The 14,956-nt window shown below is 43.1% G+C and carries 16 protein-coding genes; 10 read left to right on the forward strand and 6 right to left on the reverse strand.

Annotated features, from left to right (window positions below):
* Nucleotides 1-55: 55 nt before the first annotated feature.
* Both AAGR14_RS10970 and gpmI read right to left on the reverse strand, forming a co-directional pair.
* Entirely contained in the window at nt 56-610 is a 555-nt protein-coding gene (locus AAGR14_RS10970; protein ID WP_342648640.1) for a hypothetical protein, read from the reverse strand.
* The gene (gene gpmI / locus AAGR14_RS10975) at nt 597-2,117 is read right to left on the reverse strand and encodes a 2,3-bisphosphoglycerate-independent phosphoglycerate mutase (protein WP_342648641.1); all 1,521 of its coding nucleotides are present in this window, start codon (nt 2,115-2,117) and stop codon (nt 597-599) included. Before gpmI ends, AAGR14_RS10970 begins: the two co-directional genes overlap by 14 nt.
* Nucleotides 2,118-2,273: 156 nt before the next feature.
* On the opposite strand from gpmI, the gene nadC reads away from it, so the two are divergent.
* The 4 genes from nadC (at nt 2,274) to AAGR14_RS10995 (ending at nt 5,446) form a co-directional block, all read left to right on the forward strand.
* Nucleotides 2,274-3,122: a carboxylating nicotinate-nucleotide diphosphorylase gene (nadC, locus tag AAGR14_RS10980; protein ID WP_342648642.1), complete on the forward strand. Its 849-nt coding sequence runs from the start codon at nt 2,274-2,276 to the stop codon at nt 3,120-3,122.
* Between the two features lie 42 nt (nt 3,123-3,164).
* On the forward strand, nt 3,165-3,812 hold the full coding sequence (gene plsY, locus AAGR14_RS10985) for a glycerol-3-phosphate 1-O-acyltransferase PlsY (RefSeq protein WP_342648643.1): 648 nt from the start codon (nt 3,165-3,167) through the stop codon (nt 3,810-3,812).
* Between the two features lie 10 nt (nt 3,813-3,822).
* Nucleotides 3,823-4,623: a M48 family metallopeptidase gene (locus AAGR14_RS10990; RefSeq protein ID WP_342648644.1), complete on the forward strand. Its 801-nt coding sequence runs from the start codon at nt 3,823-3,825 to the stop codon at nt 4,621-4,623.
* A gap of 70 nt (nt 4,624-4,693) precedes the next feature.
* Nucleotides 4,694-5,446: a DUF2071 domain-containing protein gene (locus AAGR14_RS10995; RefSeq protein WP_342648645.1), complete on the forward strand. Its 753-nt coding sequence runs from the start codon at nt 4,694-4,696 to the stop codon at nt 5,444-5,446.
* Nucleotides 5,447-5,521: 75 nt separating this feature from the next.
* On the opposite strand, the gene AAGR14_RS11000 is transcribed toward AAGR14_RS10995, so the two are convergent.
* Entirely contained in the window at nt 5,522-6,307 is a 786-nt protein-coding gene (locus AAGR14_RS11000; RefSeq protein ID WP_342648646.1) for a DUF3050 domain-containing protein, read from the reverse strand.
* A gap of 172 nt (nt 6,308-6,479) precedes the next feature.
* Nucleotides 6,480-8,360 carry an SPFH domain-containing protein gene (locus tag AAGR14_RS11005; RefSeq protein ID WP_342648647.1) on the reverse strand — a complete coding sequence of 627 codons (1,881 nt, stop codon included), beginning with the start codon at nt 8,358-8,360 and terminating at the stop codon, nt 6,480-6,482.
* Nucleotides 8,361-8,596: 236 nt separating this feature from the next.
* On the opposite strand from AAGR14_RS11005, the gene AAGR14_RS11010 reads away from it, so the two are divergent.
* Nucleotides 8,597-9,061 carry a hypothetical protein gene (locus tag AAGR14_RS11010; protein ID WP_342648648.1) on the forward strand — a complete coding sequence of 155 codons (465 nt, stop codon included), beginning with the start codon at nt 8,597-8,599 and terminating at the stop codon, nt 9,059-9,061.
* A complete protein-coding gene (locus tag AAGR14_RS11015; RefSeq protein WP_342648649.1) occupies nt 9,051-9,560 on the forward strand; it encodes a hypothetical protein in 510 nt (169 codons plus the stop codon). The genes AAGR14_RS11010 and AAGR14_RS11015 overlap by 11 nt, the downstream gene beginning before the upstream one ends.
* A gap of 59 nt (nt 9,561-9,619) precedes the next feature.
* Here the strand turns inward: AAGR14_RS11015 and AAGR14_RS11020 are convergent, their stop codons facing one another.
* Nucleotides 9,620-10,414 carry a TIGR00266 family protein gene (locus tag AAGR14_RS11020; RefSeq protein WP_342648650.1) on the reverse strand — a complete coding sequence of 265 codons (795 nt, stop codon included), beginning with the start codon at nt 10,412-10,414 and terminating at the stop codon, nt 9,620-9,622.
* 304 nt (nt 10,415-10,718) lie between these two features.
* Here AAGR14_RS11020 and AAGR14_RS11025 point away from each other — a divergent pair, with 304 nt between their 5' ends.
* Together AAGR14_RS11025 and AAGR14_RS11030 are read left to right on the forward strand one after the other, a co-directional pair.
* Complete coding sequence (locus tag AAGR14_RS11025) at nt 10,719-11,969, forward strand: DUF2130 domain-containing protein (protein WP_342648651.1); 1,251 nt, start codon at nt 10,719-10,721, stop codon at nt 11,967-11,969.
* Nucleotides 11,970-12,047: 78 nt separating this feature from the next.
* Nucleotides 12,048-12,779, forward strand: coding sequence for a DUF481 domain-containing protein (locus AAGR14_RS11030; protein WP_342648652.1), 732 nt, complete (start codon nt 12,048-12,050; stop codon nt 12,777-12,779).
* A gap of 102 nt (nt 12,780-12,881) precedes the next feature.
* On the opposite strand, the gene AAGR14_RS11035 is transcribed toward AAGR14_RS11030, so the two are convergent.
* The gene (locus AAGR14_RS11035) at nt 12,882-13,373 is read right to left on the reverse strand and encodes a VOC family protein (protein ID WP_342648653.1); all 492 of its coding nucleotides are present in this window, start codon (nt 13,371-13,373) and stop codon (nt 12,882-12,884) included.
* Nucleotides 13,374-13,429: 56 nt separating this feature from the next.
* On the opposite strand from AAGR14_RS11035, the gene yihA reads away from it, so the two are divergent.
* Both yihA and AAGR14_RS11045 read left to right on the forward strand, forming a co-directional pair.
* Nucleotides 13,430-14,035, forward strand: coding sequence for a ribosome biogenesis GTP-binding protein YihA/YsxC (gene yihA, locus AAGR14_RS11040; protein ID WP_342648654.1), 606 nt, complete (start codon nt 13,430-13,432; stop codon nt 14,033-14,035).
* Nucleotides 14,036-14,051: 16 nt separating this feature from the next.
* Entirely contained in the window at nt 14,052-14,906 is an 855-nt protein-coding gene (locus AAGR14_RS11045) for a UbiA-like polyprenyltransferase (RefSeq protein WP_342648655.1), read from the forward strand.
* Nucleotides 14,907-14,956: the final 50 nt, after the last annotated feature.

Below are 14,956 nucleotides of genomic sequence, written 5' to 3' on the forward strand. Positions count from 1 at the left end.
AATGAGCTATGGTTTAACTGTAAACATCGATACAAGTCAAATCAGTAAATAACTGCTATTTAATCTTTCCTGCAATACGATATCGATTAACGCCTATTAATTTAACTTTTTGCTCCTTATCTATCAAGTAAAGCGAGTCTGGATAATATACCAGGTGCTCCTTAGTTTGATAGAGCAGATTTTTGGTAAAATTATCAACAACAATTTTTTTGACCGCTTCCCCATTTTTGCTAATCACCATGCGACGAGTAACTAATTCGGGGTACAAAGCGGTATAAATAACCGAATCACCCTGCTGCAAAATTTGGTAGCTGTCGCGCCAGGCGGGCTTGTTAATATCGGATGCGCTGAATAACGCCAGTTCTTCTCCCCAGTTTTTTATAGTCACACGCAGTGTTTGGGACTTTTCGCTATTGTGCTGTACGGCTTTGAGTACCAACGGCGCCAGTTTATTTAAACGCGCAGAGTCAGCATTGATGAACTGCTTTAAATCAAAATAGCGTTTTCCGGCCTCGGTTACATGAACATCCGGTTTGCACGAAAGCAAACCGGATGCAAATACGGCAGAGATAAACAGTGTTTTAAAATGATACCGATTACACCAGTACATTACCTGTCATCGCTTCGGGCTTGGTAACGCCCAGTATATTTAAAATGGTAGGAGCGATGTCGCCCAGCTTACCGTCGCTAATGTGTTTAATATCTTTATCAATCAAAATACAAGGTACCAAGTTGGTGGTATGAGCGGTGTTCGGAGAGCCGTCATCATTTACCATGAAGTCAGCGTTGCCGTGGTCGGCAATGATGATAAACGAGTAGCCGTTTTGCGTGCCTGCTTCTACTAGAGTTTTTACGCAGCTGTCTACCGTTTCGGCAGCTTTAACTACAGCGCTAAACACGCCAGTGTGGCCCACCATATCGGTATTGGCAAAGTTTAGACAAATAAAATCTGCCCAGCCGCTTTGCAGTTCAGGTAAAATAGCATCGCGCAGTCCCTCAGCACTCATTTCTGGTTGTAAGTCGTAGGTGGCCACTTTTGGCGAAGGGATCATGATTCGCTTTTCATTCAAAAACTCACGCTCACGGCCACCCGAAAAGAAGAAGGTAACGTGCGGATATTTTTCAGTTTCGGCAATACGTATTTGATTTTTACCAGCGCCTTCCAACACTTCGCCCAAAGTTTGCACCAAATCTTCTTTATTAAAGATTACGTCGACATTCTTAAAAGTTTCGTCGTAAGGGGTCATCGTAATATAACGAAGGTTAAGCGGCGTCATTTGCTGGTCCGGAAACTCTCTTTGCGATAATGCTTGCGTAATCTCGCGGCCACGATCGGTACGGAAATTAAAACAAATTACAACATCACCATCTTTTATAGTAGCAATAGGTTGCCCGTCTGCATCTACCTTTACTACAGGCAGCAAAAACTCATCGGTCACACCTTCGGCATATGACTCTTTGATGGCGTCAATTATATTATTCACAGGTTTGCCTGTACCATGCACCATAAGGTCATAAGCTAACTTTACGCGCTCCCAGCGGTTATCGCGATCCATCGCATAGTAGCGGCCAATTGCCGAAGCAATCTTTACAGGCTGGCTGCTTATAGCATTTTCCAAATCGGTGATGTAGCCAACTCCTGAATTTGGATCGGTATCACGACCGTCTAAAAATGCATGGATGTATACCTGCTGCAAACCAGAGGCAGTTGCAGCGTCGCACAAACCTTTAACGTGTCTGGTATGGGAGTGCACACCACCATCAGAGATCAGTCCGATTAGGTGTACCGCTTTGCCTTGCTGTTTGGCATATTCAAAAGCGCCGGCAATCACCGGATTTTTTATGAGTTCGCCATCATCAACCGCTTTGTGTATGCGGCCAAGTTCCTGGTACACTACGCGGCCTGCGCCTAAGTTCATGTGGCCAACTTCCGAGTTGCCCATTTGTCCGTCGGGTAAACCAACATCCATCCCCGATGTTACCAGTTTCGCATTTGGATACTTTTGCAGCATCTCGTCAAAAAACGGCGTGTTAGCCATGTATATGGCGTTAGATTGGTCGTGGCGGCCATAGCCCCAGCCATCCAGTATCAGTAAGGCAACTTTTTTGTTTTCCACGGCACAAATATAGAATTTTTGGTATAAAGCACTTACTAACTTAACGCCACAGGCTGGCTATATTAAAGTATTTGATTAGTTACAATAAGCATTCAATTCAAAAAAACTAAATTCTAAGTATTTGTTATACTTTTGAAACTTCAAAAAAATCAAAACTTGGATAAGCAAATCGTAGATGACTTTATTCATCTTGCCCTGAGCGAAGATGTGGGCGATGGCGACCATACATCGTTAGCAACAATACCTGCCGGTACGCAAGGCAAAGCTAAACTGCTGGTAAAGGATACAGGGGTATTGGCCGGCGTTGAACTGGCCCAGGAAATATTTTTAATTGTTGATTCGCAGCTGAAAATCAATACCTATATTAACGACGGTGCTTCAATTAAACCCGGAGATGTAGTGTTTGAAGTGCAAGGCAGCGTGCACTCGATACTTAAAGCCGAACGGCTGGTACTTAATTGTATGCAACGTATGTCGGGCATTGCAACTAAAACCCGCGAGGTATGTGATTTGCTAAAAGGTACCAATGCCCGGGTGCTCGATACCCGTAAAACTACGCCGGGTTTACGTTACCTCGAAAAATGGGCGGTGCAAATTGGCGGCGGTGTTAATCACCGTTTTGGTTTGTACGATATGATTCTTATCAAAGATAATCACGTAGATTATTCGGGCGGTGTAAAGCAAGCCATTTATAATGCACAAGATTACCTCAGGGAGCAAAACAAAAGATTGCCCATCGAGATTGAAGTAAGGAATTTAGATGAGTTGAATGAAGCGCTGGAAGCAGGCGGCATCGATCGTATTATGCTTGATAACTTTAACCTGAGTAATTTGAAGCAGGCTGTAGACATCATTGCCGGGCGGTATGCAACAGAAGCGTCGGGCGGTATAACGGCCGACACCATTGCCGATTATGCAGCCTGCGGTGTTGATTATATTTCGGTGGGAGCGCTTACCCACTCTGTAAAGAGCCTTGATTTGAGTTTGAAGGCAGTTAAGGAATAAATAGCTTAACTGTAAGCTTTGATTTAGTATTATTGTGACAAAATGATATCTGTTTACTCGGTATTAGTTCTTATTCTGGCTTATTTATTCGGATCAATACCTACCGCGGTATGGGTTGGTCAGGCTTTTTATGGCATAGATGTAAGAGAATATGGCAGCGGTAACGCAGGTGCCACCAATACGTTTAGGGTGTTAGGCAAACAAGCCGGCATACCTGTAATGCTTATTGATATTTTAAAAGGATGGACAGCTACCAACTTAGCTTATCTGCTTAGTGTAACCGCTATTGGCAGCCATCATACAGCTGCATTTATAAATTACCAGTTAGCTTTAGGTATTGCTGCAGTGATGGGGCACCTGTTTCCGGTATTTGCAGGTTTTAGGGGAGGTAAGGGGGTAGCTACCTTGTTTGGAATGATTTTGGCTATACACTTACAAGCCTCTTTGCTTTGTGTTGGAGTATTTATTTTAGTATTGCTAACCACTAAATATGTATCGCTAAGTTCGATAATGGCAGGTTTTACATATTCTATCGGAGTTACGTTTGTATTTCCGGTGTACATAAAATCAGTCATCATATACAGTATGTGTATATGTGTTTTAATATTGGTTACACATCAAAAAAATATAGAGCGGTTGTTAAAAGGCAAGGAGTCGAAAGTAAACCTATTTAAAAGCAAATTAGCCTAACTAACTACCTATGAAAATTGCAAAACCAATAATGGCCTTTTTGGTGGGCGTTATCTTTTTGGGCTGTTCAACCGTGCCCTTAACCGGACGTAAACAATTTTTAGCCGTAAGCGACTCGCAAATTAACGAGTCTGCGGCTACCAGTTACCGTCAATTACTTACCGATCCGAAAACTAAGGTAATTACCGGCTCTTCAGACGCTCAGCGGGTAAAACGCGTGGGCAATCAACTGGCAGCTGCTATACAGCGTTATCTGTCGCAAAACGGATATGGCGACCAGTACAGCTTTCAGTGGGAATTTAACCTGATACAAAGCTCAGAAATCAATGCCTGGTGCATGCCTGGTGGTAAAGTTGCCGTTTACAGCGGTATTTTACCCATTACACAGGATGATGCCGGTTTAGCTACCGTAATGGGCCACGAAATTGGTCATGCCATTGCGAAGCACTCGGCAGAGCGCATCTCGCAACAATATGTAGCGCAGGGCTTAGGCGCTGCAGTAGGAGTGGCCGCAAACAGTTCTCAATCAGGCTTATTGAAAATCACCAACGCTTTATATGGTACTGGCAGCCAACTGGCTTTGCTGCATTACAGCCGTGCGCAGGAAAGTGAAGCCGACCGCTTAGGCTTGACATTTATGGCGATGGCAGGTTACAATCCCAATGCCGCAGTAGGTTTTTGGCAACGCATGGCAGCTAAAAGTGGTGGCGGCGCTCCACCAGAGTTTTTGAGCACTCACCCGTCTGACGAAACCCGTATCCGCGATATACAGGCCCGCATTCCTGAGGCGATGAAATACTACAAACAATAATATTTGAAAAAATCCAGCACTCAAAGCTGGATTTTTTGTTTAATTGCTTTGACGTCCTGAATATTACAACGTGCCGAAGATTAAATTTTTGCAAGCCGAATGGCGAGACCTGCTGATGGTGAATTATGAAGTTGACCCGGCACTGCTAAAACCATACATCCCTGCTTTTACCGAACTTGATTTATGGCAGGGTAAGGCGCTGGTCAGTATGGTTGGTTTTATGTTTATGGAAACACGAGTGCTGGGTGTTAAGTGGCCCTGGCATGTGAACTTCGAAGAGGTTAACCTGCGCTTTTACGTGCGGTATTTTGATGGCCAGGAATGGAAACGCGGTGCCGTTTTTATTAGCGAGATTGTGCCTTTACCATTGATTCCGCTGATAGCCAATAATCTTTATAACGAGCATTACAAGGCTATGCCGATGCGACATGCTGTACAGGCCGCAACTAATGATTGCACCGAGTATTCGTACGACTGGAAATTTAATAAACGTTGGAACCGTTTGGGCGCTACGGTAAGTAACACTTTTGCCCCCATAGAAAACGATAGTGCTGAAGCTTTTATTTTTGAACATTACTGGGGATATAATCTCGTAAACGAAAAAAGCACCATTGAGTATGCCGTCGAACACGAATCGTGGCAAATAGCCCAAGTAACCGATACCGTTTTCGATGCCGACGTTGCCGGCTTGTATGGCGATGGATTCAAGGAATACTTAAAACAACCTTATTCTGCATTTTTTGCAAAAGGTTCTGAGGTAGCTGTAAGGATAGCCCAACGTATAAAAAAAGCCAGTCAACAACCTTTGGTCAGTTCTAAATAACAAAATCCTGTTCAATACAAAAGCCGCGGACGCTCATCAAAATTGATGAATACACCGCGGCTTTTTTACAGTTAATTACTGCGCTACGGGAATAGTGAGGGCTTGCAAAATACCATCCCACAAAGCAATGCGTGCTGTTAATGCACTTTCGACAGCTTGGGTCGCTTTTAGCCACTTATCGTCATCGTCTCCGCAAAGTTCGGCTGTCATTTGATAAGCCAATTGTGAGTGGTGGTCGCCGTCTACCTCAATATGCCGCTCTAAATAGTAAATCAGCAAATCAACTTTACCAGGAAACTGCGTACTGATTTCTTTCACCATGCTGATAAACATATCTGGTATCAAATCTTCGCGACCGAAGGTAAAAACAGCAGCTTGCAGATAGGCTTCGTCGGTGGCAATTACGTCGAAAGTGTGCCGCACAAACTGGCGTGCCGCATCCGGTATATCGGCGATGAGTAAAGCTTCGTCAATGTTTTTACTATTCTGTAACTCCCGAAATAAAGACTGAATAGCATTGGCGCTGCCGCCGGCTTGCTGCATGGCCTTAAGGTAAAGTTCAAAGTGACTGGTACGGTTGCCATGCTGGTCAACATCACTTTCTTCGCCGGTTACGATTTCGTTTATTAAGTACCTGTTATTTGCATTACCTACTGGCATCCAGGGCGGTTGTGTACAGGTAAGCTTTTGTTGTAAAGCCTTCAATAACGACATAAAATCCCATACCGCAAACGCGTGATGCTCCATAAAAACATTCAAGTCGTTAAGTGAACGGATGTTTTGATACAAGGGGTGTTGAACCAGTTGCATCCTTAAAGGTTCTATTTGTAATTTAAGTTGTGCTATGCGTTGATTTGACATAAAAGTATCTGCTCTTAAAAGTTGAGTAAAAATAAAAAGGTATTAACGAAGTGAATTAGTCAGCAGTTTTTTATGACGGTTTTTTGATAGTCAAAAGATGAGTTACATAAAACCTAAAGCAGCATCACAATCGCTTAGTAACTGTGATGCTGCTGGAGAATTTTATATCGTATCAATTATTGTTAGAGGTTGTGGCGTTTTCTTTCTGAAGTTTTTTTAGCATCTCGTTGCCTATTAAAGCATCAATCATACCACCATTTCCACCGTCTTTGCCGCTTACCAAAATATCTGGAACCAGTTTTACGCCGTTGCTGGCCAAGGCTTCTGCTACGCGCACAATGGCATATTGCTCGGTACCCATGGCCTCAGTTTTTTGCTTAGTTACTTCAGCTTCTGCCAAACCAATAGCCTTTATACGGCCTGCGTCGGCAGTACCGTTTACTTCAGTGGCTTGTGCATCGGCTTTAGCTATGATAGTTTTGGCTTCGGCATCGGCACGGGCATTAACCGTACGATTTTCTGCATCTGCCTTGGCGTTTATTACCCGGGATTCAGCATCACCTTTTGCTGCAGCAACCTTAGCTGCCGACATCTGGGTGTTAATTTCTACCTGCCGGGTTGATTTTACTACTTCCGGCTGCATATCGGCTCCCGCTTTTGCGCTTTCAAACTCCTTACGTTCTAACTGGGCACTGCGCTGTATCTCGTAAGTGCGGCGCTCTTCTTCGGCCAGTTTACGATCAGTCATGGTTTTCATCAGCGCCTCGGGTGGCACAATGTCACCAATCAGGGTATCTACACCAACTACGTTATAATCCGCCAATACCTGGCTGATGTGTTGCTTGGCATCATCCTGACGTTGCGAACGATTGGTTAAAAATCCGATTACATCGCTCTTTTGCGCTGCGTTGCGAAAGTAGTTGGCAATAGTAGGCTCTAAAACCTGCGACACCAGATTTTTCATTTTACCGAAACGGGCAATCACCTTAGGCGCCTCGTTGCGCGGAACGTGTATAATTTGAGCAACGTCAAGATTAAACGTAAAACCGTCAGACGAGCGTACGCTAATCGTACTTAAATTTTTATCTAGCTCGTGGGCTTCACTACGGCTGTTTGCCCAGTTAAGCACTATATTGGTGGTAGGCACCACTTCAACACCGTGTGTATATATATTGATGGGATGCTTACCTGGATCAAGCGGTTCTGACCATACACCTTTCTGGGTTTTTTTAACAATGTTACCATGTTTAAAGGCGTCACCACTTGTATCGGTACCTTCTGGTCCAACAAACGAGTTTACTACACCTACGTAACCAATAGGGATGTGCATCATCTCTACCTGTTCAACAATAACAAACCATGGGTTGAGATAATAAGTACCGGCCAGAATTACATCTTCCTGTAAACCCTTTTTGCCACCTGCATGAATAAATGCCATCGGATCTTGGTAATTACGATGCCCAGCTACCGAATCACCGGCAATTTCTCCTTTATCTAAGGGTTCGCCGTCAAGCGTAGTCACAATACCAACTTTGTTTTCTTGTATCTGCGTAATAGGCACCATTACAATTTCGAATAAAAATGTATTGATACGGTAACTACCTGGTGTCAGGAAAGCGGCCTGCGGGCCTTTTTGTCCGCCGTTTTCTAAAAAGCGTTGAGAATCTTGAAATTTGTCAGACTCTACTGGTCGGCCCAAAACGCGGCCGGTATCCAGCGGAGCGCCATCTTTGGCCTTTACCAGGCCCAGTTTGTTTTGCTCAATAATGGTAAACGGTTCCATAGTTACGCTGTATTGCCAGGGCCACATGCGCCAGTAAAGACCCGGAGCCAGGGGCTTAGCCTGCATACCAGCTTCACCACGGGTAGCTATAATGCGACCATCGGGCAGGCGCTGATCATCACCATAGAGTGCGAATTTTTTTACGACTAAGCCAATGCGATCATCAGGCACGATAATCATCCCAAAAAAAACGCGTAGTACAGATTTGTACATTACGAGTGCGGCCATAACGGGCAGCACCCACCATAATTTAAAAATTAAATCAGCCATTTTATAAATGTGAATTTTAATTGAAACGGGCCCTTAAGGTGCGGGCTCTGAACGTTGCTTACAGCATTATTGTAGTACCTCAGCTAAATAAGCAACCATTAGATGATGTGTTGTAAACATTGTTACAATAATTTTTCACAAATATTTATACAGTATGGTGCCATTAAATGCAAAAATATAGCAACACTATACTATTTTTGTGTGCTCTAGCCGATAGTTGTTTAAACCTGTAGTTTGTGAAACCGACAAATAATCATAGTTCCTTAGCCAAGCGAGAAGATGCATTGCGTGCAATTTATAACCAATATGGAGGTGCTCTTTTAGGTTATATTACAGGTATAGTCAATGACCATACTGAGGCCGAAAATCATTTTGTTGAGATATTTAAGCGAATTTCTCGTTTTGCTGATGAGCTTATTGGCCCCGAAGTAAACACTTGGCTACGACTGCAGCAACTGGCCAAAAATTTTCTGTATAAAAACACACAGCCAGCATTAAATATTGGCGCTACTAAATTTGTTGCGCCCGGGCAACCAAATAATTCATTAAATTTGCTGACGGCCGAGCAACAGTATATATTTTGTAATATTTACTACGGAAACAGAAGCATCGAAGCACTGGCGCAGGAAATGAGTATTGCTACAGATGACATCAGGCGCAGTTTAAGGGAAGCTTTTAGTGTGATAAGAAATGGACAGTAAGGTAAAGCAATTTATTGAAAGCGGGATTTTAGAATCTTACTTCACCGGTTCGGCAACAGCCGAAGAGGAGCAGGAGGTGTTTTCGATGAAACAGCAATACCCTGAAGTGCAACAAGAATTTAAGTTATTAGAGCAGGACATGCTCAAATTAGCCGATTGGATGGCTGTTCCGCCGCCGCCCGGTTTATGGAACCGTATTGAGGCCGACATTAACGAAGTTACTTTGCGGACCCCGCAGCAACCGCAACCTTACCGCGACTATTCTCAAAATCGCCAGCATTCGGCACCACAACAACCCGGCTATATAGAGGTAGATGCGCAAAACACTCATATACGGGTACATAAAGTTTGGCGATGGGTGTTTGCAGCAGTATTTATTTTAGGTAAAATATTTTTAGCAACTGCCATCTACTTTTACCTGGAAAACCGCCAGGCACAAGAAGACATCCAAGAGCTTAAACAACAGCTGCATCAAATACAACAAGTGAAGCCCCGTTAAAAAAGCCGCAACCTCATGTTTATTTATAAGGTCACGGCTTATGGTACAATAGTTACTTGTTAATACCCGTCGCCATCAAGCAGATTCCCCAGGCCGCCTAAAATGCTTCCTTCTTCTTTGCGGCCACCCGGCGATGCGTAACTCAGTATGCGGCTGGCCAGGCGACTAACCGGTAAGGTTTGGATCCATACTTTACCCGGACCGCGCAAAGTGGCAAAAAATACACCTTCGCCGCCAAATATCTTGTTGCGTACACCGCCAATGTACTGAATGTCAAAATCAATCCCTGTAGTATATCCTACCAACGATCCGGTATCAATCTTAATTAATTCCCCGGCTTTAAGTTCGCGTTCAAACACGTGTCCACCGGCATGCATAAAGGCCATCCCATCACCCTGTAAACGTTCCATAATAAAGCCTTCGCCGCCAAATAAGCCAGTTCCTAATCTGCGCTGAAATTCAATATTTATAGCCACACCTTTAGCAGCGCACAAAAAAGCGTCTTTTTGACAAATTACCGCGCCACCCAGTTGCATCAAATTAAGCGGAATGATTTTGCCTGGGTATGGAGATGCAAAGCTCACTCTTTTTTTGCCGTTGCCGATGTTAGTAAACGCTGTCATGAACAGGCTTTCGCCTACTAGTAAACGCTTCCCGGCGCTAAACAATTTGCCCATAATTCCGCCTCCTTGCTGTTGACTGCCATCGCCAAAAATGGTTTGCATTTGTATGCCATCGTCCATCATCATAAAAGCACCCGACTCGGCAATAGCCGTTTCGTTAGGGTCGAGTTCAACCTCAACGTATTGCATTTCTTCGCCAAATATGCGGTAATCAATTTCGTGGTTTTGCATGATGTTATTTGTTTAAAGCTTTTTAATTTAGATACACGAGGGTACTTAAAAATTACAACCGGCGCAAAATATTTTATTTATCGCATGAATAATTAGCGCAAAGCAGCCAATCCCGGCTAAGTTGAATCAGATTTACAAAAAACTCTAAGTTTATATCTCGATGTTCTTAATCCATCAAAGGATTTAGCAACCATTGGTTAATTGTTAATAACGTTAGCTTGAGTGTGTAAATCTTTGCTTAAACTTTTAGCAAAATTACTTATACCTTTAAACCGGTTTAATACGCATAGCTAAAAGCATAGGTATGGCAACAGAAGTGAAGTGTCCGAGTTGTAATCATGGTTTCCCGATTGAGGAAGTGATGACTGAAGAGTATAAGAAACAACTTCGTATTAAAATGCAGCAGTATACGCAGCAAAAAGAAGATGAGTTTAAAAAGAAGGAGGAAGAATTTGCCGCTAAACAACGCCAGCAGCAGCAGCAGTTTGAGCTCCGCCTGAGCGAAGAAAAACGCCAGATGCAGGAGGCAATGGAGCAATCACTTAGAAAATCTATCCAGGCTGACGTTGAAAATCAAATGCGCATGCTCGAAAATTCGGTAAAAGACTCGGAAAATAAATTGCGTAGCGCCCGGCAAAAAGAGTTAGAGTTTTTGCAGAAAGAGCGTACGCTCAAAAGCCGCGAAGAGGAACTTGAACTAACGCTGGAGCGCCGCATACAAGAACAGCGGAACCAACTGTCTGAGCACATCCGTAAGCAGGAGGCCGAGCGCTTTGCCATGCGCGACACCGAATATCAGTTTAAAGTTAAAGAACTTGAAAAGCAATTGGACGACCAGAAGAAACTGGCCGACGAGATGAAGCGGAAAGCAGAACAGGGCTCGATGCAGTTACAGGGCGAAGTACAGGAGCTGATTCTGGAAGAATTGCTGCGCGGCTATTTCCCGTTTGATATGGTTAATGAGGTTGGTAAAGGCATACGCGGAGCAGACTGCGTGCAAACCGTGCGTAACCAATTTGGGCAGGAGTGCGGCAAAATTATCTATGAATGCAAACGAACCAAAGAATTTGGCGGCGACTGGATTGAAAAGCTAAAAAAAGACATGCGCCACATTGGTGCAGATATTGCCGTAATTGTTACCCAATGCTACCCCCGCGACATGGATTGTTTTGGCGAGCGCGACGGTGTCTGGATTTGCTCGTTTGCTGAGGTTAAAGCGGTATCATTCATCTTGCGTGATTGCGTAATTAAAACGTCGGCCATTATAAGAGCACAGGAGGGCAAAGGCGACAAAATGCACTTGTTGTATGATTACCTAACCAGCGGTGAATTTAACGAGCAGTGGAAAGCACTACGTGAGGGCTTTGCCAGCATGCGCATGTCTATACACAAAGAGCGTGAGGCGATGGAAAAACTTTGGAAAATACGCGAAAAGCAATTGGAAAAGGTTCTGTTGAGCGCAGTGCACATTCAGGGATCAATTGAGGGTATTGCAGGAAGCGAAAACATCCAGTTAAGCCTGGCTGACGATGACGACCTCATGATGTTAGGTTAAAGTAAGCCTACTATTTAAAATACCACAAACAATGCAAGCAGTTGGGTTGTCGATTTAAGGCAACCGAACTGCACACTGATGTTTAAGTATCTATCTTTTTTAAGTGTATTGCTCTCCGGCTTTTCCGCAAAGGCTCAGTTTAGCGATACCACCAACTACCACGTAATTTACAATTCGACAGGTTCTGTCAACCGGGCACGCGATGGTAATTCTTATTTGCTGAATAACAGTTTACGCTTTGAAATCAAAAAAAGAGCTATTGCTCTTAACGCCAGTAACAGCTGGGTTTACGGAAGATCAAATAATGCGCTAATTAACAACGACTACTCATCATCGGTCGACTTTAATTTATACAAAGCTATTCCGCATGCATACTATTGGGGGCTTGCTAATTACAACACAAGCTACTCGCTAAAAATTAATAGCCAGTTACTGGCCGGCGGGGGTATTGCTTACAGCTTTCTTGACAAGCCAAATACTTACCTTAATGTTAGTGATGGCATATTATATGATCTGAGCGACATCAATACCAGCGAAACTGCCCGCGAGCTTTACCATACGTACCGCAACTCTTTGAGGCTGCAGTTTCACTTTTTGATCAACAACCTGATTACTATTGACAGCGGAAATTTTTTGCAAAATTCGTTAACCCGAAAAAACGATTATATCATTCGCTCTACTTTTGGTTTAGGCTTCAAATTAAACAACTGGCTTAACTTAAACAGTAGCCTGTCTTACAACAAAATATCCCGCACTCAAAGTGAAAATCTTTTATTGACTTACGGCCTAAGGCTTGAAAAATATTTTTAAGAATTTAAACGAATCTGGCCATAACTTAAAGTAATAACATATACAGTAACTATCACAAAAATCTTATATACAGTAATTTACATGCTTCATATAATTAATTTGTTATGATAATTCTGTAAGCAGGTTTGTAATATCTAACTGGCGTGTAAACATAGTTAGATGGCCGTTTTCGTCTGTTGGCCAAATTTCTTTAGGACGGTCCCAATATAGTTCCACCCCATTTTTATCCGGATCATTGAGGTAAATAGCTTCTGAAACTCCATGGTCTGATGCGCCTGTAATATCTGGATATTGAGTGTCCAGTAATCTTTTCAGGATGGCTGCTAAGTCTTTCCGGTCAGGATATAAGATGGCCGTATGATATAAGCCTGGCGCGCTTTCGGGAGCAGGGCCGGAGCCTAAGCTATGCCACGTGTTTAACCCAATGTGATGATGATAACCGCCCGCTGATATAAAAGCAGCCTGCGACCCATATTTCATCATTAACTCAAAACCTAATAGGCCGCAATAAAAATCTAAAGACCGTTGCAGGTTGCTTACCTTCAGATGCACATGCCCTATGCGGGTTTGCGCGGGTATTTTATAGTCATTCATAATTCATTATATGTTTAAACATTAAAAGTATAATTTGCAAAGGTTACCTTTGTATCATGATTGTCAAATCTGCCGAATTTATTTGCAGTAATACGCAAGTTTCTAAACTTCCGCCACCCACGCGGCCAGAGTATGCCTTTATTGGCCGCTCAAATGTGGGTAAGTCCTCACTTATAAACATGCTTACCTCTAAAAAAGGTTTAGCTAAAACATCGCAAACACCTGGAAAGACACAACTTATTAATCATTTTTTAATTAACGACGATTGGTATTTGGTTGACTTACCCGGTTACGGCTATGCCCGAATTTCTAAAACCAAGAAAGAAGATTGGGACAAATTTATCCGCACTTATTTAGATAAGCGGGAAAGCTTGCAGTGTGTATTGGTTTTAATAGACAGCAGGCTTGAACCTCAAAAAATTGACCTTGCTTTTTGCAATTGGCTTGGCGAAAAGGGTTTGCCCTTTGTGCTGATATTTACCAAGGCAGATAAACAGTCAAGTATTAAAACAGATCAAAACGTAGCCAAGTTTCAAAAGGAGATGACAGCAACTTTTGAGGAAGTGCCGCAATGCTTCATCACGTCTGCAGAGAATAAACTGGGCAGGGATGAGGTACTGAACTTTATTGATAGTGTGAACAAAAACTTCGCAGAGATTTAAACGTCTTTTAACCGAAATGAAGAAATACTTTTCGTTAGTTACCTTTTCGCATACCATTTTTGCTATGCCATTTGCCTTTATTGGCTTTTTTTTGGCAGTAACTACTACCCAATACACCTTTCAGTGGCCTAAACTTGTGCTGATGCTGTTATGCATGATTTTTGCGCGCAACTCGGCTATGGCTTTTAACCGTTACCTCGATCGGGAAATTGATGCGAAAAACCCACGCACCAAAGTTCGCGATATACCGGCCGGGCGTATTACCCCAGCCGCCGCACTAACTTTCACTTTGCTTAATTGCTTATTGTTTGTAATTACTACCTGGTTCATCAACGTGCTGTGCTTTTACCTGTCGCCAATTGCTTTACTGGTGGTATTAGGTTACAGCGCCACTAAACGCTTTACTGCACTTTGCCATTTAGTTTTGGGTCTGGGTTTATCTTTAGCACCCATTGGAGCATACTTAGTGGTAACGGGACAGTTTGCATTGTTGCCTATCTTCTTTTCTTTAGCTGTAGTATGTTGGGTGAGTGGCTTTGATATCATTTACGCACTGCAGGATGAAGACTTTGACCGCAATGAAAACCTGCACTCCATACCGAGCAAGTTAGGAACGGTACGCGCACTTAACCTGTCAATTTTCCTGCATGTGCTGTCAGCCATATTTGTGATTTTGCCGGCCTTTTTTACTAATGTGGGCATACCTTATTATATGGGTGTAATAGTGTATTGCAGCATGTTGGTTTACCAGCACCGTTTAGTCAAGCCTAACGATTTGAGTCGGGTTAATTTTGCTTTTATGACTACCAATGGCATAGCCAGCGTAGTTTTTGCTCTTTTCTTTTTGATAGATCGTTTCATCCATCACTAAAATAACACCGAAATCGTTAACGTCGGTAACTAAATTTGTTTTTACATCTA

The organism is Mucilaginibacter sp. CSA2-8R (assembly GCF_038806765.1).
Classification (GTDB): domain Bacteria; phylum Bacteroidota; class Bacteroidia; order Sphingobacteriales; family Sphingobacteriaceae; genus Mucilaginibacter.

Coding starts and splice junctions, on each gene's coding strand:
- AAGR14_RS11015 (WP_342648649.1), top strand. CDS start 9,051: ATGGACAGTAAGGTAAAGCAATTTATTGAAAGCGGGATTTTAGAATCT.
- AAGR14_RS11030 (WP_342648652.1), top strand. CDS start 12,048: ATGTTTAAGTATCTATCTTTTTTAAGTGTATTGCTCTCCGGCTTTTCC.
- AAGR14_RS11005 (WP_342648647.1), bottom strand. CDS start 8,360: ATGGCTGATTTAATTTTTAAATTATGGTGGGTGCTGCCCGTTATGGCC.
- AAGR14_RS11020 (WP_342648650.1), bottom strand. CDS start 10,414: ATGCAAAACCACGAAATTGATTACCGCATATTTGGCGAAGAAATGCAA.
- AAGR14_RS11000 (WP_342648646.1), bottom strand. CDS start 6,307: ATGTCAAATCAACGCATAGCACAACTTAAATTACAAATAGAACCTTTA.
- yihA (WP_342648654.1), top strand. CDS start 13,430: ATGATTGTCAAATCTGCCGAATTTATTTGCAGTAATACGCAAGTTTCT.
- plsY (WP_342648643.1), top strand. CDS start 3,165: ATGATATCTGTTTACTCGGTATTAGTTCTTATTCTGGCTTATTTATTC.
- AAGR14_RS10970 (WP_342648640.1), bottom strand. CDS start 610: ATGTACTGGTGTAATCGGTATCATTTTAAAACACTGTTTATCTCTGCC.
- AAGR14_RS11025 (WP_342648651.1), top strand. CDS start 10,719: ATGGCAACAGAAGTGAAGTGTCCGAGTTGTAATCATGGTTTCCCGATT.
- AAGR14_RS11045 (WP_342648655.1), top strand. CDS start 14,052: ATGAAGAAATACTTTTCGTTAGTTACCTTTTCGCATACCATTTTTGCT.
- AAGR14_RS11035 (WP_342648653.1), bottom strand. CDS start 13,373: ATGAATGACTATAAAATACCCGCGCAAACCCGCATAGGGCATGTGCAT.
- AAGR14_RS10990 (WP_342648644.1), top strand. CDS start 3,823: ATGAAAATTGCAAAACCAATAATGGCCTTTTTGGTGGGCGTTATCTTT.